Source organism: Paracoccus sp. S3-43 (assembly GCF_029027965.1).
Lineage (GTDB): Bacteria > Pseudomonadota > Alphaproteobacteria > Rhodobacterales > Rhodobacteraceae > Paracoccus.
In genome coordinates this window covers 1,314,020-1,329,881 of the sequence record NZ_CP119082.1, presented here as the reverse complement: position 1 = coordinate 1,329,881, position 15,862 = coordinate 1,314,020, and the positions used below count along the sequence as shown (strand labels likewise).

18 protein-coding genes are annotated in these 15,862 nt (G+C 67.4%); 13 read left to right on the top strand and 5 right to left on the bottom strand.

All coding sequences use genetic code 11. The annotated features are described in order from the left end of the window. Positions 1-154 precede the first annotated feature (154 nt). From PXD02_RS06835 to PXD02_RS06825, 3 genes are read left to right on the top strand one after another with little or no spacing between them, the layout of a single operon-like run. Positions 155-2,017 carry an extracellular solute-binding protein gene (locus tag PXD02_RS06835; protein ID WP_473092060.1) on the top strand — a complete coding sequence of 621 codons (1,863 nt, stop codon included), beginning with the start codon at positions 155-157 and terminating at the stop codon, positions 2,015-2,017. Further along, entirely contained in the window at positions 2,014-2,142 is a 129-nt protein-coding gene (locus PXD02_RS06830; RefSeq protein WP_275106078.1) for a hypothetical protein, read from the top strand. Before PXD02_RS06835 ends, PXD02_RS06830 begins: the two co-directional genes overlap by 4 nt. After that, on the top strand, positions 2,142-2,483 hold the full coding sequence (locus PXD02_RS06825) for a hypothetical protein (protein ID WP_275106077.1): 342 nt from the start codon (positions 2,142-2,144) through the stop codon (positions 2,481-2,483). The genes PXD02_RS06830 and PXD02_RS06825 overlap by 1 nt, the downstream gene beginning before the upstream one ends. A 3-nt stretch (positions 2,484-2,486) precedes the next feature. Here PXD02_RS06825 and PXD02_RS06820 read toward each other — a convergent pair whose 3' ends face one another. Continuing rightward, positions 2,487-2,813, bottom strand: a complete 327-nt coding sequence (locus PXD02_RS06820; RefSeq protein ID WP_275106076.1) for a YnfA family protein — start codon at positions 2,811-2,813, stop codon at positions 2,487-2,489. A gap of 114 nt (positions 2,814-2,927) precedes the next feature. On the opposite strand from PXD02_RS06820, the gene PXD02_RS06815 reads away from it, so the two are divergent. Further along, positions 2,928-3,815, top strand: coding sequence for a cation diffusion facilitator family transporter (locus PXD02_RS06815; RefSeq protein ID WP_275106075.1), 888 nt, complete (start codon positions 2,928-2,930; stop codon positions 3,813-3,815). Positions 3,816-3,817: 2 nt separating this feature from the next. On the opposite strand, the gene xth is transcribed toward PXD02_RS06815, so the two are convergent. Then, positions 3,818-4,603: an exodeoxyribonuclease III gene (gene xth, locus PXD02_RS06810; protein WP_275106074.1), complete on the bottom strand. Its 786-nt coding sequence runs from the start codon at positions 4,601-4,603 to the stop codon at positions 3,818-3,820. A 62-nt stretch (positions 4,604-4,665) separates the two neighbouring features. On the opposite strand from xth, the gene PXD02_RS06805 reads away from it, so the two are divergent. Further along, positions 4,666-5,235: a hypothetical protein gene (locus PXD02_RS06805; RefSeq protein ID WP_275106073.1), complete on the top strand. Its 570-nt coding sequence runs from the start codon at positions 4,666-4,668 to the stop codon at positions 5,233-5,235. Here PXD02_RS06805 and PXD02_RS06800 read toward each other — a convergent pair. Next, on the bottom strand, positions 5,232-5,555 hold the full coding sequence (locus PXD02_RS06800) for a HesB/IscA family protein (protein ID WP_275106072.1): 324 nt from the start codon (positions 5,553-5,555) through the stop codon (positions 5,232-5,234). The genes PXD02_RS06805 and PXD02_RS06800 overlap by 4 nt on opposite strands. Before the next feature lie 75 nt (positions 5,556-5,630). Between PXD02_RS06800 and PXD02_RS06795 the strand changes: the two genes are divergently transcribed. Continuing rightward, entirely contained in the window at positions 5,631-6,788 is a 1,158-nt protein-coding gene (locus tag PXD02_RS06795; protein WP_275106071.1) for a deoxyguanosinetriphosphate triphosphohydrolase, read from the top strand. A gap of 51 nt (positions 6,789-6,839) precedes the next feature. Here the strand turns inward: PXD02_RS06795 and PXD02_RS06790 are convergent, their stop codons facing one another. Further along, positions 6,840-7,628 (bottom strand): histidine phosphatase family protein, encoded by a 789-nt coding sequence (locus PXD02_RS06790; RefSeq protein ID WP_275106070.1) that lies wholly within the window; start codon positions 7,626-7,628, stop codon positions 6,840-6,842. Between the two features lie 149 nt (positions 7,629-7,777). Here PXD02_RS06790 and PXD02_RS06785 point away from each other — a divergent pair, with 149 nt between their 5' ends. The 6 genes from PXD02_RS06785 (at position 7,778) to PXD02_RS06760 (ending at position 11,997) form a co-directional block, all read left to right on the top strand. Beyond that, positions 7,778-8,200, top strand: coding sequence for an OsmC family protein (locus PXD02_RS06785; RefSeq protein ID WP_275106069.1), 423 nt, complete (start codon positions 7,778-7,780; stop codon positions 8,198-8,200). Continuing rightward, positions 8,200-9,042: a transglutaminase-like domain-containing protein gene (locus PXD02_RS06780; protein ID WP_275106068.1), complete on the top strand. Its 843-nt coding sequence runs from the start codon at positions 8,200-8,202 to the stop codon at positions 9,040-9,042. The genes PXD02_RS06785 and PXD02_RS06780 overlap by 1 nt, the downstream gene beginning before the upstream one ends. A gap of 59 nt (positions 9,043-9,101) precedes the next feature. After that, a complete protein-coding gene (locus tag PXD02_RS06775; RefSeq protein WP_275106067.1) occupies positions 9,102-10,034 on the top strand; it encodes a dihydrodipicolinate synthase family protein in 933 nt (310 codons plus the stop codon). A 31-nt stretch (positions 10,035-10,065) separates the two neighbouring features. Next, positions 10,066-11,460, top strand: coding sequence for a class II fumarate hydratase (gene fumC / locus PXD02_RS06770; protein WP_275106066.1), 1,395 nt, complete (start codon positions 10,066-10,068; stop codon positions 11,458-11,460). A gap of 77 nt (positions 11,461-11,537) precedes the next feature. Beyond that, positions 11,538-11,729 carry a DUF4169 family protein gene (locus tag PXD02_RS06765; RefSeq protein WP_275106065.1) on the top strand — a complete coding sequence of 64 codons (192 nt, stop codon included), beginning with the start codon at positions 11,538-11,540 and terminating at the stop codon, positions 11,727-11,729. After that, the gene (locus tag PXD02_RS06760) at positions 11,719-11,997 is read left to right on the top strand and encodes a ribbon-helix-helix domain-containing protein (protein WP_275106064.1); all 279 of its coding nucleotides are present in this window, start codon (positions 11,719-11,721) and stop codon (positions 11,995-11,997) included. The genes PXD02_RS06765 and PXD02_RS06760 overlap by 11 nt, the downstream gene beginning before the upstream one ends. A gap of 17 nt (positions 11,998-12,014) precedes the next feature. Here PXD02_RS06760 and pheT read toward each other — a convergent pair whose 3' ends face one another. Then, positions 12,015-14,402 (bottom strand): phenylalanine--tRNA ligase subunit beta, encoded by a 2,388-nt coding sequence (gene pheT, locus PXD02_RS06755; protein ID WP_275106063.1) that lies wholly within the window; start codon positions 14,400-14,402, stop codon positions 12,015-12,017. Positions 14,403-14,579: 177 nt separating this feature from the next. Between pheT and PXD02_RS06750 the strand changes: the two genes are divergently transcribed. After that, complete coding sequence (locus PXD02_RS06750) at positions 14,580-15,842, top strand: DVUA0089 family protein (protein ID WP_275106062.1); 1,263 nt, start codon at positions 14,580-14,582, stop codon at positions 15,840-15,842. Positions 15,843-15,862 lie beyond the last annotated feature (20 nt).

Here is a 15,862-nt window from a genome sequence, read left to right as displayed (position 1 = left end):
CAGGTTTCATACAGGCAAGAAACCTATCGAGCAGTAAGCCATTTATACGCCAACGCCGTTCAGAGTCCAACCGAGAAGTTTGACCTGCCATTGACGATCCCCATCCGAGTTTGTTGAATTTGTATCGAAAACAAGAAAAGCGGGCAGACGGACGATGAGAATCTTAAGAAACCTTAACAAATCCGCGATTATCCGCGCCTTGTGCCTGATTTCCGGCGCTTTTCTGGGTGTTGCATCAATGTCGCTGGCAAGCCGCGCCGAACCTCTCCACGGGCTTGCGATGTATGGCGAACCCGCTCTGCCGCAGGGATTTTCTTCGCTTCCCTATGTCAATCCCGAGGCCCCCCAGGGCGGAATGATTCGTCTGGCCGAACCGGGCGGCTTCGACTCGCTCAAACCCTGGGTGCTCAAGGGCAATGCTGCATGGGCAATCGGCGTGCATGTCACCGAAACCCTGATGTATCGCACCCTGGACGAGCCGTTCACCCTCTATGGCCTTCTGGCGCAGTCGGTCGAGGTCGCGCCGGACCGGTCCTGGGTCGAATTCACCCTGCGCCCCGAGGCGCGTTTCTCGGACGGCTCGCCCGTCACGGTCGCGGATGTGATGTGGTCTTACGAGACCCTGGGGACGCAGGGCCACCCGCGCTATCATGGCGCCTGGTCCAAGGTCGTGAAGATGGAACAGACCGGCGACCGCGGCATCCGCTTCACCTTCGCCGAAAACGACCGGGAACTGGCCATGCTGATGGGCCTGCGCCCGGTCCTGAAGAAGGCCCAGTGGGAGGGCAAGGATTTCGCCGCATCCGGGCTGGAGGCGCCCATCGGGTCCGGCCCCTATGTCGTGGATCAGGTCGATCCGGGGCGCATGATCACGTTCCGGCGCAACCCCGATTACTGGGGCAAGAATCTGGCGGTCAATCGCGGGCGCAACAACCTGGACGTGATCCGCTATGACTATTTCGGCGACGCGAACGCCATGTTCGAGGCGTTCAAGGCAGGCGAGATCACCGTCTGGAGAGAGCTTTCGGCGTTGAAATGGGACCGGGACTATCACGTTCCGCTGATCGCGCGCGGCGATGCGATCAAGGCGGAAATCCCGAACGGGCGTCCCTCGGGGATCATGGGGCTGGTGATGAACACCCGCAATCCGCTGTTCGCCGACTGGCGCGTCCGGCAGGCGATGATCGAGGCGTTCAATTTCCGCTTCATCAACGAGACGCTGAACGGCGGCAAGGACCGGCGCATCACCTCTTATTTCGCGAATTCCAGCCTGGCGATGCAGCCCGGTCCCGCCACCGGACGCGTGGCCGACCTGCTGGCGCCCTTCGCCGCCGACCTGCCGCCCGGCACCATCGAAGGCTATGCCCTGCCCGAAGGATCGGACCGCGCGCTTGACAGGGCGGGCCTGCGCCGGGCCATCGCGCTGCTGTCCGATGCCGGCTGGACCGTCCGGGACGGCGTCCTGCGCGACGCCCAGGGCCGCCCCTTCGCGTTCGAGATCCTGCTGAACCAGTCGGGCACCGCGATGCGCACGGCGTCCGAAACCCAGCAGATCGCCGACATCTATGTCCAGGCGCTGCGGAACCTGGGGATGCAGGCGCGCATCACCCTGCTGGATTCGGCGCAGTTCGTGCAGCGCACCAACCAGTTCCAGTTCGACATGACCTGGTACGAACGGGCGCTGTCGCTGTCGCCCGGCAACGAACAAATGCTGTATTGGGGATCGGCCGCCGCCGACCAGCCCGGCAGCCGCAACTGGATGGGCATGAAAAGCCCCGCCGCCGAATCCGTGATCGCCGCCATGGTCGGGTCGCGGACGGATGCCGACTTCACCGCCGCCGTCGAGGCGCTGGATCGAATCCTGACGGCGGGGCGTTACGTGATACCGGCCGGGTTCTCGCCGGTCTCGCGGCTGGCCCATGCCGCGGACCTGCGCTATCCTGCCGGAACAACGCCGCTTTACGGAGATTGGCCGGGCTTCATGCCCGAGCTATGGTGGCAGGAGGCAGAGGAATGAGAGCAGTGATAGGCGTGGCACTGGCCTGCGCGATGCTGGCCGGGTGCAATACGGTTGCGGGCGTGGGCGAGGACATAACCGGCGTCGCCAACTGGGCGCAGTCGTCGATGGGAGGCGGATACTGATGAAATGGCAGCATGTGCAGCAGAACTGGGCCGCTTTCTACGAGGCGATCGTGGAAAAATGGCCCGAGGTCGACGAATCCGAGCTGGACGAGATCGACGGCGATCAGCGCGCCTTCGTGACCTATCTGGCCGAGGCGACCGGGCAGGAGCCGTCCGAAATCCGCGAGGAATTGCGCGAATGGCTGGCCGGGGAAATCCCGTCCGACGTCGTCATGGACCCTGCGCATGACAATCACTCCATCGCGCTCAGCGCCAAATATGTGGGCGAGGGCGAGGATGAGTATGCCGACGACGCCCGCTTCGGCGATGACGACGAATATCCCGACGACGGCGACGATTGACCGTCAGGGCGCGCGCGGTCCCCACAGGATCAGCGCCGCGCCCGCCAGGCAGATCGCGGTGCCGATCACGTCCAATTGATCCGGCCTGCGCCCCTCGGCCAGCCACATCCACAGCACCGAGGCGGTGATGTAGATCCCGCCATAAACCGCATAGGCCCGGCCCGCATGATCCGCCGGGCTGAGCGTCAGAAGCCAGGCGAACAGCGCCAGCGACGCCATACCGGGGGCCAGCCACCAGGGCGACCGGTCCAGCCGCAGCCAGGCCCAGAAGGCGAAGCAACCGACGATCTCGGCCAGGGCGGCGGCCAGGTAAAGCGCGAATGTCTGCATCCCGCCCTGGCTAGTCAAAGCGCCCGGCGCCGTCCAGCACCCCTTTCCAGTTGCAACTGGCGCCCGATTCTGTCAGATGCCGCCCGACGGGGGATGACACGAAGGACCGTCGCGATGAACCGCACCCTCAGGATCGCCATGGGCAGCATCGCAGTCGGGATCGCGGTCCTGGGCCTGAAGACCCTCGCCTGGCGGCTGACGGGGTCGGTGGCGCTGCTGTCGGACGCCCTGGAAAGCACCGTCAACGTCGCCACCGCCTTGGCCGCGCTGATCGCGATCCGCATCGCCCAGCGGCCCGCCGACCCCGGCCACCCCTATGGCCATCACAAGGCGGAATTCCTCTCGGCCGTGCTGGAAGGCGTCATGATCATCGTCGCCGCGATGCTGATCCTGCAAGAGGCCTATCACGGCATCCGCGACCCCCGCCCGCTGGACGCCCCCGTCCTGGGACTGGCGGTCAACGCCCTGGCGGGGGTCATGAACGCGGTCTGGTGCGGCGTCCTGATCCGCCAGGGGCGGCGCCTGAAGTCGCCCGCGCTTTTGGCGGACGGGCGGCATCTGCTGTCGGATGTCGTGACCTCGGCCGGGGTGATCCTGGGGGTCGCGCTGGCGGCCGCCACGGGCCATGCGATCCTGGATCCGATCCTGGCGGCGGTGGTCGCGGTCCATATCCTGTGGTCGGGATGGAAGGTCATGACCGCATCCCTGGGCGGGCTGATGGACGAGGCGGTGTCCGACGACCTGCTGCGCGACATCCGGGCCACGATCGCGGACCATGCCGAGGGCGCGATCGAGGCGCATGACCTGCGCACCCGCCACGCGGGCAGCATGACCTTCATCGACTTTCATCTGGTGGTGGACGGCGACACGCCGGTCGCCCAGGCCCATGCCATCTGCGACCGGATCGAGGCCGCGCTGAAGCGGAAACTGGACGACGCCCAGATCACCATCCATGTCGAACCCGAACACAAGGCCAAGCATTCGGGCGTGCTGGTGATCTAGGCTCAGGCGGCCAGCCTGACCCAGACGGGAACGTGATCGCTGGGCTTTTCGCCCGCGCGGGCTTCCTTGTCGATTCCGGTCTCGATCAGCAGGTCGGCGGCCTGCGGGGACAGCAGCAGGTGGTCGATGCGGATGCCGTCGTCGCGCGACCAGGCGCCCGCCTGATAATCCCAGAAGGTGAACGGCCCGCGCGTGGCCCAAGGGTCGCGGATCCGCACCGCGTCCGTCCAGCCCTGATGGAGGATCCGCCGGAAGGCCGCACGGCTTTCCGGCAGGAACAGCGCGTCATCAACCCAGGTCTGCGGCCGGGCCGCGTCGCGGGGTTCGGGGATGATGTTGAAATCGCCCAGCATCACCACCGGCATCTCGCTGGCCAGCAACTCGGCGCCACGCAGGCGCAGCCGCTCCATCCAGGCCAGCTTGTAGTCGTATTTCGGCCCCGGCGCGGGATTGCCGTTCGGCAGATACAGCCCGGCGATGCGGACCGGGATCGAATCGATCACCGTCGCCTCGATATAGCGGGCCTGTTCGTCGGCATCGTCGCCGGGCAGGCCGCGCGTCACGTCCTGGATCGGCAGCCTGGACAGGACCGCCACGCCGTTGAAGCCCTTTTGCCCATGGGTTTCGACGGTCCAGCCCAGATCCTCGAAATGCTCGCGCGGGAAAGCTTCGTCCACCGACTTGATTTCCTGCAAGACCACCACGTCGGCGCCCGCACCGGCCAGCCAGTCGGTCAGCGCCTGGATACGCGCCTTGACGCCGTTGATGTTGAATGTCGCGATCTTCATGGCGGCACCATGACTGGCCCCGCGCCGATTGGCAACCGCGCGGCGGGCGGTTACGATGCGCCATGCGCCGCCTGTTCGCCCTGCTGATGATGATCGCCCTGGCCCTGCCCGCCTGGGCCGAGGATCGGCCGCGTGCCGGGCTGATGTGGAACCGCAGCGGCCTGCCCGCGACCCTGCCGCTGGTGGTCAAGACCATGCCGGGCCGCGATTACGTCGTGTTCCTGACCCCGCGGGAGGGCGGCGATCCGGTCATGGCGGGCTATATCCACGGCGGCGAATTTTTCCGGCTGCTGGTGCCGCCGGGGACTTGGACGGTGCTGTTCGCCCATGGCCGCGAATGGCAGGGCGACGACGCGCTGTTCGGCCCACTGACCGAGTGGACCCGGATGGACCGGCCGATGACCTTCGGCGCGGGCGTCGCGCGCAAGCAGGGCCACATCATCCGCCTGATCGAAAATGGCGGCCGGATGCAGATCGTGTCCGCCGGGCCGCTGGATCTGTGCCAGGGGCTGATCCTGACCACCGAACGAATCGACCTGGACGACGAACGCGACGATCCCAACCGCCTGCCCACGCCCGGCCTTCGCAGGCTGGACATCGACCTGGACACCCGCAGCCGCGTCTGCGGCTAGATGGAAAAGGACGTGCCGCAGCCGCAGCTGGACGAGGCGTTGGGATTGTCGATCACGAAACGCGCGCCGATCAGCTCGTCCGCAAAGTCGATGGTCGCGCCCGCCAGATAGGGCAGCGACACCGGGTCCACCACCACCCGCTGGCCTGCGCCCTCCAGCACCAGATCGTCGGCCTCGGCCTGGTCCAGGCGGATGTCGTATTGGAAGCCCGAACAGCCGCCCCCCGCCACCGCCACGCGCAGCGGCCGGGCATCGCCCGATTCGTTGATCTCGGCCAAGCGGGCGAAGGCGCGTTCGGTGACTTTCGGCGGCAGGTTCATGGGACGTTTCCGTTTTCGAAGGCCTGCCCTAGATATAGGCTCGACAGCACCTGTTGCAAGGAAGGCCCTGCCCCTGTGAATGCCCCCTATGCCTGCCATCCCGATGCCAGCCGCGGGCGGCTGCATCCCGAACGGATGTCGACCTTCCGCAGCCCCTGGCAGCGCGATCGCGACCGGATCATCCATTCGTCCGCCTTCCGCCGCCTGAAGCACAAGACCCAGGTTTTCGTGGAACATGACGGAGAGGCCTATCGCGGCGATTATTTCCGCACCCGCCTGACCCACACGATCGAGGTGGCCCAGGTCGCCCGCACCATCGCGGGCGCGCTTGGGTTGAACACCGACCTGGCCGAGACCGTGGCCCTGGCCCACGACCTGGGCCACCCGCCCTTCGGCCATACCGGCGAAGACGCCCTGGCCGCGTTGATGCAGCCCTATGGCGGCTTCGACCACAACGCCCAGGCGCTGCGCATCGTCACGCGGCTGGAACGCCATTACGCCGATTTCGACGGGTTGAACCTGACCTGGGAAGCCCTTGAGGGCATCGCCAAACACAACGGTCCCGTCACCCGCCCCCTGCCCTATGCCCTGGCCGAGGTGAATGCCGAATGGGATCTGGAACTGCATACCAATGCCAGCGCCGAGGCGCAGGTGGCGGCGGTGGCGGACGACGTGGCCTATAACCATCACGACCTGCATGACGGGCTGCGCGCCGAACTGTTCACCGAGGACGATCTGGCAGAACTGCCCGTGGTCGGCCCCGCCTTCGCCGAGGTGGACCGCCTTTACCCCGGCCTGGACCCCACGCGCCGCCGCTACGAGGCGCTGCGCCGCGTCTTCGGCGTCATGGTCGAGGATGTGATCGCCGTGGCCCAGAACCGGCTGGCGGGGTTGCAGCCGCAATCCGCGCAAGACATCCGCGACATGGACGGCCCGATCATCCGCTTTTCCAAGCCGCTGTATCAGAACATCAAGGCGATCAAGTCGTTCCTGTTCGCGCGCATGTATCGCGCGCCCTCGGTCGTGGTCGAACGCGGCACGGTGACCGCGATGCTGAACGACCTGTTCCCGCTGTTCCTGCGCGATCCGGGCCAGATGCCCGACCAGTGGTCCCGTATCGCCCGCGAGGCGGGGGACGAAACGCAATGCGCGCGGATCGTCCTGGATTACGTCGCGGGCATGACCGACCGCTTCGCCATCGCCGAACACCAGCGGCTGTTCGGGCATGGCTGACGGGTTGGCCGGGGCCTTGCGCGGCCCCGGCCCTGCTGCTCAAGGGTGGGCTCAGGCCGCCTTGCGGAACCGGCGCGCGGCCCCCAGGCCACCGATGGCCGCGACCAGCAGCACACCCGAGGCGGGCAGCGGAACCGGCGCGGGGATCGGGCCAGCCGCGTCGAAGGGCGTGCCGTCCCAGTCGCTGACCAGCGGATTGCCCTGGGAATCCAGCACGACCTGCACGATGGCGGTGTTGCGCAGCCCATGCGCCAGGCCATAGCCCGACGGGACGTTGCTGGCGAAGAAGGGCATCGTCCAGCCGATGGAGCCGCCATGGCCGACGATGGCGACGACGCCGTCCTCGTCCTTGTGACGCTCGATGATCTCGCGATAGCCGGGCAGGACGCGGGCGTTCAGCTCGTCCAGCGACTCGGCGCCTTCGATCTTGGCGGCGGTGTCGCCCGCCGCCCATTTGCCCATCACCTCGGCCAGCTGCGCATAGAGATCGCCGCTCAGGGAACCGCCGAACAGCCATTCGCCGATCTCGGGCTTGACCACCGGGGTCAGCCCGTGGTCGGCGACGGTCGGGGCGATGGTCAGCGCGGTGCGCTGATAGCCGCTGACATAGACATGGGTCAGCGGCGTGTCGGCCAGCGTCCGCACCAGGTCCAGAGCCTGTTGCTTGCCCAGATCGGTCAGGGGCGGGTCCAGCATTTCTTCGGGGGTCGAGGCGGTTCCGGCGTTGGCGGTGCTTTCCGCGTGACGGATGAAATAGAACGTCGCCGCATCGGCGGTATCGGCCAGGGCGGCAAACCCAAGGGAGGCGGCGGCGAAAACAAGAACAGGACGCAGGGTCATGGAAACACTCCGGTGATGGGGTGCCTCACCATGATCCGCAATCGAAACGGCTTCGTGACAGGCTGCGGCGATAAATCGCGTCCGCCGCGCCGAACCCTGATCCCCCGGCCGCGTTAGACCCCGAAGACCACCAGGCGAAGGAGACGATCATGGTCACACGCAGCGGATCGGCCGAATGGCAAGGCGGGCTGAAGGACGGCAAGGGCACGGTCTCGACCCAGTCGGGGGCGCTGAAGGATCTGTCCTATGGCTTCAACACCCGTTTCGGCGACACCCCCGGCACCAACCCCGAGGAGCTGATCGGCGCGGCCCATGCCGCCTGTTTCAGCATGGCCCTGTCCAAGATGCTGGGCGAGGCGGGGATCGGCGATATCGACATCAAGACCACCTCGAAGATCACGCTGGAACAGGAGGGCGAGGGCTTCACCGTCACCAAGGCGCATCTGCTCACGCAGATATCGGGCGATGGCGACAAGGCCCGGATCGAGGATCTGGCCCGGCAGGCCAAGGCCGGCTGCCCCATTTCCAAGCTTCTGAACGCCGAAGTCACCATGGACGCGACGGTCGCCTGATGCGTATCCGGGTCGGGCACGAGATGACGATAGAGACGCCTCAGGACACGCCCCTGATCAGTCTCACCACCCCGGAAGCGGCGCGTCACCGCGATTACGTCTTTCCCGAGGATTTCAGGACCACGCCCTCGGTGCCCGTCCAGAGCTATGTCGACCGTTTCGGCAATATCTGCCGGCGCCTGGTGGCGCCGGCGGGAAGTTTCACCCTGTTCAGCGACATCACCCTCAGCGATCCCGGCACACGGGACGAGACCGATTTCAACGCCGCGGAATGGCCGATTGAGGCGCTTCCGCCCGAGGTTCTGGGCTTCCTGACCGCGTCCCGCTATGTCGAAACCGATCTGGTCAGCGACGAGGCCTGGCAGTTGTTCGGCCATATCGCCCCCGGCTGGAACCGGGTCCAGCATATCGTCGATCATGTGAACGGCAGCCTGGTCTTCGACTACAAGCTGGCCTCGCAATTCCGCACCGCCGCAAGCGCGCGCAGCGACCGGGTGGCCGTCTGCCGGGATTTCGCACATCTGACGCTGGCCTATCTGCGGGCCCTGAACATCCCGGCGCGATACGTCAACGGCTATGTCGGCGACATCGGCGTGCCGCCGGTCCCCGCCCCGATGGATTTCGCCGCCTGGATCGAGGTGTTCCTGGGCGGCAAGTGGTGGACCTTCGATCCCCGCAACAACGACCGCCGCATCGGCCGGGTGGTCGTGGCGCGCGGGCTGGACGCGGCGGACGTGCCCCTGATCAACACCTTCGGTCCCCATGCCCTGACCGTCTTCAAGGTCTGGTGCCATCCCGTCGACGAACAGGGCAACGAACTGGACGGGATGCTGTTCGCCTGATCCTTGTCAACCGGCCTGCCGCCGGGCCATCTGGGCGCGCGGCAACCCCCGAGGATCCCATGTCCAACTTTCACGGCCTGTCGGCCTTTCCGATCACCCCCGCCGACCCACAGGGCCGGGTTCTGACCCCCGATCTGCGCGTCCTCCTGCGCCGCTGCGCCGATGCCGGGGTCGATTCGGTCTGCGTCCTGGGCAGCACCGGCGGCTATGCCTATCTGGACCCCGACCAGCGGCGCGCCACGGTCGAGGCCACGATGGCCGAGATCGGCGGACAGGTGCCCGTCATTGTCGGGGTGGGCGCGCTACGGACCGAGATGGCCCAATCGCTCGCGCGCCATGCCCAGGACAGCGGCGCCGATGCGCTTCTGGTCGCGCCGATCTCCTATACGCCGCTGACCGAGGATGAGGTTTTTGCCCATTACGCCGCGATTGCCGAGGCCAGCGCCCTGCCGATCTGCATCTATAACAATCCGACGACGACGCATTTCAGCTTTTCCCTCGACCTGCTGCGGCGTCTGGCCGCCATTCCGACGATTCGCGCGGTCAAGATGCCGCTTCCCGCGGGCGACGCCTTCGCGACCCAGATCGCCGACCTGCGCGCAACGCTGCCAAATGGGTTTTCGCTGGGCTACAGCGGCGACTGGGGCTGCGGCGCGGCGATGCTGGCCGGGGCGGATGCCTTCCACAGCGTGGCGGCGGGCATCTGGCCTGCCCAGATACTGCGCCTTGTCCGAGCCGCGCAGGACGGCGCGGCGGCGGAAACCGCGCGGATCGACGCGGCCTTCGATCCGCTGTGGACGCTGTTCCGGCAGGCGGGCAGCATCCGTGTCGTCCACCGGGCCGCCAATCTGCTGGGCCTGTCCGACGCCCAGCCACCGCGCCCGATCCTGCCTTTCGCCGACGATCCGGCGCTGCGTCGGGCCATGGAAGCCTTGGAGTCGATCCAGGCATACCATCGCATACGAATTGCCTATCCGCGCGGCGGCGGCTAGAACCCTGGCAAAATTGCGAGGGAACGATCCGATGACCAAGACCCGCCTTGAGACCGACAGCTTCGGCCCGCTGGAGGTTGACGCGAACAAATACTGGGGCGCGCAGACCCAGCGTTCGATCCAGAACTTTCCCATCGGCTGGGAACGCCAGCCGGTCGCCATCATCCGCGCGCTTGGCGCGATCAAGCTGGCGGCGGCGCGGGTGAACCAGGCAAACGGCGATCTGCACCCGGCGATCGGCAAGGCGGTGGAGCAGGCCGCGACCGAGGTCTTCGAGGGCAGGTTCGACGACAACTTCCCGCTGGTCGTCTGGCAGACGGGCTCGGGCACGCAGTCGAACATGAACGCGAACGAGGTGATCTCGAACCGCGCCATCGAGATCCTGGGCGGCGAACTGGGGTCGAAAAAGCCGGTCCATCCGAACGACCATGTGAACATGGGCCAGTCCTCGAACGACACCTTCCCGACCGCGATGCATGTGGCCATCGCCATGATGGCGCGCGACAGGCTGATCCCCGGCCTGGAAAAGCTGCACAAGGCCCTGGTCGCGAAGTCCGAAGAGTTCAAGGACATCATCAAGATCGGCCGCACTCATACCCAGGACGCGACGCCGCTGACGCTGGGCCAGGAATTCGGCGGCTATGCCCATCAGGTCGCCAAGGGGATCGAGCGGGTGAAGCTGGCCCTGACCGACATCTATGAACTGGCCCAGGGCGGCACCGCGGTCGGCACCGGGCTGAACACCAAGAAGGGCTGGGACACCGCCATCGCGGCGGAAATCGCCAGGATCACCGACCTGCCCTTCGTCACCGCGCCCAACAAGTTCGAGGCGCTGGCCGCGCATGACGCGATGGTGTTCTTCTCGGGCGCGCTGAAGACCGTGGCGGCCTCGCTGTTCAAGATCGCCAACGACATGCGCCTGCTGGGATCCGGCCCGCGTTCCGGCCTGGGCGAGCTGATCCTGCCCGAGAACGAGCCGGGATCCTCGATCATGCCGGGCAAGGTCAACCCCACCCAGGCCGAGGCGCTGACCATGGTCTGCGCGCATGTGATGGGCAATGACGCCGCCGTCACCTTCGCCGGGTCGCAGGGGCATTTCGAACTGAACGTCTATAACCCGATGATGTCCTATAACGTGCTGCAGTCCATGCAGCTTCTGGGCGACGCGGCGGGGTCGTTCACCGACAACATGGTCGTGGGCACCCAAGCCAATGTCGCGCGGATCCAGAAGCTGATGCAGGAATCGCTGATGCTGGTGACGGCCCTGGCGCCGACCATCGGCTATGACAACGCCACCAAGGTCGCCAAGACCGCCCACAGGAACGGCACCACCCTGCGCGAGGAAGCCATCGCCCTGGGCTTCGTGGACGGCGAGACCTTCGACCGCGTGGTACGTCCCGAGGACATGATCAGCCCCAAGGGCTGAGAACGGGCAGAGCCGGGGCTTGACCGGAACCGGCTTGGGCGCGGTATGATGGCCGCGCCGTTTCCCGTTGGACCGCCATGACCCAGATCATCAACCTGCGCCAGGCCCGCAAACAGCGCGACCGCGATGCGCGCCGCGTGGCGGGCGACGCCAATGCCGTGAAATTCGGCGAGGCCAAGCCCCTGCGCGAGCTTCGGCAGGCCGAGGCAGAGCGGGCCGGGCGCAGGCTTGACGCGCATCGGCGCGACGACGGGCCGGATGCCGATTGACCTGCCGCCGATGACCCCGCCCGTGAAGCGGTCGGTGACGATCGACGGGCACCGCACCTCGGTTTCGCTGGAGGATGCGTTCTGGCGGGGCGTCGCGGATGCCGCCCGCGCGCGGGGCATGACGCGGGCGCAGCTGATCGGGCAGATCGACCACGCCCGCCCGCCCGAGGTCGGGCTGGCGACGGCGCTGCGGTTGTTCGTGGTCGCGGAATTGCGTCCCGCGAAGGCCGGGGGCGCTTCGCCCCCCGGACCCCCAGAGGATACTTAAGCCAAGGCAAAGAGCCTTTAGCCGCGCAGGGTGCCGCCCGTCGCCTTTTGCACCTTGTCGATGATCTTCTGGCTGACGGCCTCGATTTCGGCATCCGTCAGGGTCTTGTCGCGCGGTTGCAGGCGGGCGGTGATCGCGATGGATTTCCGGCCGCCCTCCAGCCCGGTGAACTGGTCGAAGACCGTCACGCTGTCGATCAGCGCCTTGTCGGCCCCGGCGGCGGCATTGACCAGGGTCAGCGCCTCGACCTGCGGGTCCACGACGAAGGCGAAGTCGCGTTCGACCGCCTGCAATTCCGAGATGTTCAGCGCCGGGCGGGTCGCCGTGCGGACTTTCGGGGAAGGCAGGCTGGCGATGCGGACGGTGAAGGCGACCGCCGCGCCCTTCACGTCGAAGGCGCGCAGGATGCGGGGGTGGATTTCGCCGAAGGTTGCCAGCACGTTGGGGCCAAGCGCGATATTGCCCGCGCGGCCGGGATGCCACCACGCGTCCAGCTTGCGGTTCACCTGGACCTTGGCGGGGGCGCCGATGGCGGCCAGCACGGCCTCGGCATCGGCCTTGGCGTCATAGAGATCCACCTTGCGGCGGCTGCCGAAGGGATCGCGCCGCGCGGTATGGCCGACCATCAGGCCGGAGATCCGGGTGGCCTGCTCGCCCGGTTCGCCGCCCGCGAAGACGGGGCCAAGCTCGAACAGCGCCAGATCGGCGAAGCCGCGCGCCTGGTTGCGGGCGGCGGCGGCCAGAAGGCCCGGCAGCAGGTCGGGGCGCAGATGCGTCATCTCGCTGCTGATCGGGTTTTCGACCCGCACCGCGTCCGCACCGCCGCCGAACAGGGCCGCCGCATTGCTGTCGATGAAGCTGTAGGTCACGCATTCGTTATAGCCGAGCGCCGCCGCCTGCCGCCGCGCGGATTTCTCGCGGACCTGCAAGGGCGTCAGGACAGGCTGGGGCACGCCGGGACGCGGACGCGGCAGGGGCTGGCCCTGCAACCGGGTCAGGCTGGCGATGCGGGCGATTTCCTCGACCAGATCGGCCTCGCCCAGCACATCGGGGCGCCAAGAGGGGACATGGGCCAGATCGCCCTCCATCCGGAAGCCGAGCGCGGTCAGGGTCGCGCGCTGCACATCCGCCGGAATGTCGAGGCCGACCAGGCTGGCCGTTCGGGCGGTGTCCAGGCGATAGGCGCGGGCGGTGTCGGGAACGGCGCCAGCCTCGACCACCTCGGACAGCTCGCCGCCGCAGAGATCAAGGATCAACTGAGTAGCCAGTTCCAGCCCAGGCCGGGTGAAGGCCGGGTCCACGCCGCGTTCGAAGCGGTAACGGGCATCGCTGTTGATCTTCATCGCCCGGCCGGTGGCGGCAATGGCGATGGGATCCCAATAGGCGCTTTCCAGAAACACGTCCGTCGTGTCGTCGGAACAGCCCGAGGCCTCGCCGCCCATGATGCCCGCGATGCTTTCGGGACCGTTGTCGTCGGCGATCACCATCGCGCCTTGGGGCAGCGCATAGGTCTTGCCGTCAAGGGCCAGGATCTCCTCGTCCGCCGCCGCGGGGCGGACATGCAGATCGCCGGACACCTTTGCCACATCAAAGACATGCAGCGGCCTGTTCAGGTCATAGGTGAACAGGTTCGTGACATCCACCAGCATGTTGATGGGGCGCAGGCCGATGGCCTTCAGGCGCTGTTGCAGCCAGTCGGGCGACGGGCCGTTCCTGACGCCCCGGATCACCCGGCCCGCGAAATAGGGCGCCTTTTCGGCAATCGCCGGGTCGATGGTCACGGCGATCGGGCAGGCGAAGCGGCCCGGCACCGCCGCATCGGCCACCGGCTTCAGCCTGCCCAGGCCGCGCGCCGCCAGATCGCGGGCGATGCCGTGGACGCCAAGCGCGTCGGGGCGGTTGGGCGTGATCTTGATGTGGATCATCGGATCCACCTTCTCGGGCGCGTTTTCGGCCAGCCAGTCCACGAAGCGCTGCCCGACCTGACCCGAGGGCAGTTCGATGATGCCGTCATGTTCGTCCGACAGTTCCAGTTCCCGTTCCGAGGCCATCATGCCGTGGCTTTCGACGCCGCGGATCTTGCCCACGCCCAGGGTCACGTCGATGCCGGGAACGTAATCGCCGGGCTTGGCCAGCACCACCGTGATGCCTTCGCGGGCGTTGGGCGCGCCGCAGACGATCTGCTTCTCGCCCTCGTCGGTCAGCACGCGGCAGACGCGCAGCCGGTCGGCGTCGGGATGCTGCTGGGCGTGCAGCACGCGGGCCAGGGTGAAGGTCCGCAGCTTCGCCGCCGGATCGCGGACCTCTTCGACCTCCAGACCCAGGTCGGTCAGCGCCTCGGTGATCTCATCGAGGGTCGCGGTGGTGTCGAGATGCTCTTTGAGCCAGGAGAGGGTGAACTTCATGACGCAGCTTTCCGGTTTCGCCCGCACGGGCGTTTGCCAGCGTTGAACCGTTCCGGGGCAGGATGGTCAAGCGTCAAGCCGCCCGGATCCGCCGAATTTATCGCGGCCCCGATTGTCGCGGCCCCCGGCGAATGCCACAGTCCGCCCCAATCGGTTCCCTTGTCGACAGAGTCCATCATGCCGCATCGCCCCTGCCCCGTCCTTGCCGGTCTGGCCGCCGCCGTCCTTTGCCTGGGCCTGCCCGCCGCCGCGCAGCAGTCCCCCGACAGCCCCCGGATATGCGGCGGCGATCCGCAATGGCTGGGCGGCGGAGAGGGCCAGGACATCGCCGCCAGCCCCGATCCCTTGTCGGCCCAGGCCCAGGTCGCCGGCGGTCAGGCCCTGTTCGCCTTTCGCGTCGGCGCCGACAGCCAGGCCCTGCGGGTCGAGGCAAGCGCCGACGATGGCGATCCGGCGATTTCGCTGCTGACCGAGGACGGCGACCTGATCGCCGAGAACGACGACACGCCGGTGTCGCTGAATTCGGCCCTGGAAACCACGGTCGGGCCGGGCGTCTATTGCGTCGCGCTGCGGTCGGTGGACAATGATGCGATGACGGCGACCGTCCAGGTTGCCCGGCCGGAACAGGCGCCGCTGCTGGCCGAGGGCGGAGGGGACGCGGGGATCGACCGGATCGCCGCCTGCACCGCCGACACCCCGGCCACGGCACTGGTGCCCGGCGGCGCGTTGGACGAACGACTGGATCAGGGCGCCGCCATCGCGACGCTGGACGGGACGCAGACGGGCTATTACCGCTTTACGCTGGCGCAGCCCGCGCCGGTGACCTTGCGCGCGGCAAGCCCCGATCTGGATCCCGTGCTGCGCCTCTATGACGGTCAGGGCGGGCTGCTGGCGGAAAACGACGATGCCGACGGGCTGAATTCGCGGCTGGATTTCGCGGCGCCGCTGGCGGCGGGGGATTATTGCCTGGCCGTCGCGGCGCTGAGCGCGCAGCCCGGCGAACTGACGGTCAGCGCCGAACGGCTGGACGTGAATGCCTTCCTGCGCAACGCCTATCGCAAGGGAGAGTTGAGCCCGCCTGCCGACGGCAGCTATCCGATCCAGGCGGTCGATCTGTCGCAGGCCAAGCAGACGGTGGTGCTGCATGACGGCGCGACGCAATGGCTGGGGTTCGATCTGGACCAGCCGACCGTGGTGATCGTCAACGCCTATGGCGGGCTGGTCGGGGCCGATCCCAAGCTGGTCCTGTTCGCCGCCTCGGGCGGGGTCATGGCCGAGAACGACGACGCGGATGGCGGCACCGACGCCCGGCTGGGGCCGGTCCTGCTGGAACCGGGCCGCTATCACCTGGGGGTCGTCGATGTGGGCCGCAACGATGGCAGCACCGGGCCGATCCGCCCCATCGGCCTGACCTTCGACCGCTTCCTGCGGGCCGAGTGATCCTTGCAGCCGACGCAGAG

What these genes read in the sequence shown, in the direction of transcription:
- PXD02_RS06835 (WP_473092060.1), top strand. Translation starts at nt 155, where the DNA reads ATGAGAATCTTAAGAAACCTTAACAAATCCGCGATTATCCGCGCCTTG.
- PXD02_RS06830 (WP_275106078.1), top strand. Translation starts at nt 2,014, where the DNA reads ATGAGAGCAGTGATAGGCGTGGCACTGGCCTGCGCGATGCTGGCCGGG.
- PXD02_RS06825 (WP_275106077.1), top strand. Translation starts at nt 2,142, where the DNA reads ATGAAATGGCAGCATGTGCAGCAGAACTGGGCCGCTTTCTACGAGGCG.
- PXD02_RS06820 (WP_275106076.1), bottom strand. Translation starts at nt 2,813, where the DNA reads ATGCAGACATTCGCGCTTTACCTGGCCGCCGCCCTGGCCGAGATCGTC.
- PXD02_RS06815 (WP_275106075.1), top strand. Translation starts at nt 2,928, where the DNA reads ATGAACCGCACCCTCAGGATCGCCATGGGCAGCATCGCAGTCGGGATC.
- xth (WP_275106074.1), bottom strand. Translation starts at nt 4,603, where the DNA reads ATGAAGATCGCGACATTCAACATCAACGGCGTCAAGGCGCGTATCCAG.
- PXD02_RS06805 (WP_275106073.1), top strand. Translation starts at nt 4,666, where the DNA reads ATGCGCCGCCTGTTCGCCCTGCTGATGATGATCGCCCTGGCCCTGCCC.
- PXD02_RS06800 (WP_275106072.1), bottom strand. Translation starts at nt 5,555, where the DNA reads ATGAACCTGCCGCCGAAAGTCACCGAACGCGCCTTCGCCCGCTTGGCC.
- PXD02_RS06790 (WP_275106070.1), bottom strand. Translation starts at nt 7,628, where the DNA reads ATGACCCTGCGTCCTGTTCTTGTTTTCGCCGCCGCCTCCCTTGGGTTT.
- PXD02_RS06785 (WP_275106069.1), top strand. Translation starts at nt 7,778, where the DNA reads ATGGTCACACGCAGCGGATCGGCCGAATGGCAAGGCGGGCTGAAGGAC.
- PXD02_RS06780 (WP_275106068.1), top strand. Translation starts at nt 8,200, where the DNA reads ATGCGTATCCGGGTCGGGCACGAGATGACGATAGAGACGCCTCAGGAC.
- PXD02_RS06775 (WP_275106067.1), top strand. Translation starts at nt 9,102, where the DNA reads ATGTCCAACTTTCACGGCCTGTCGGCCTTTCCGATCACCCCCGCCGAC.
- fumC (WP_275106066.1), top strand. Translation starts at nt 10,066, where the DNA reads ATGACCAAGACCCGCCTTGAGACCGACAGCTTCGGCCCGCTGGAGGTT.
- PXD02_RS06765 (WP_275106065.1), top strand. Translation starts at nt 11,538, where the DNA reads ATGACCCAGATCATCAACCTGCGCCAGGCCCGCAAACAGCGCGACCGC.
- PXD02_RS06760 (WP_275106064.1), top strand. Translation starts at nt 11,719, where the DNA reads ATGCCGATTGACCTGCCGCCGATGACCCCGCCCGTGAAGCGGTCGGTG.
- pheT (WP_275106063.1), bottom strand. Translation starts at nt 14,402, where the DNA reads ATGAAGTTCACCCTCTCCTGGCTCAAAGAGCATCTCGACACCACCGCG.
- PXD02_RS06750 (WP_275106062.1), top strand. Translation starts at nt 14,580, where the DNA reads ATGCCGCATCGCCCCTGCCCCGTCCTTGCCGGTCTGGCCGCCGCCGTC.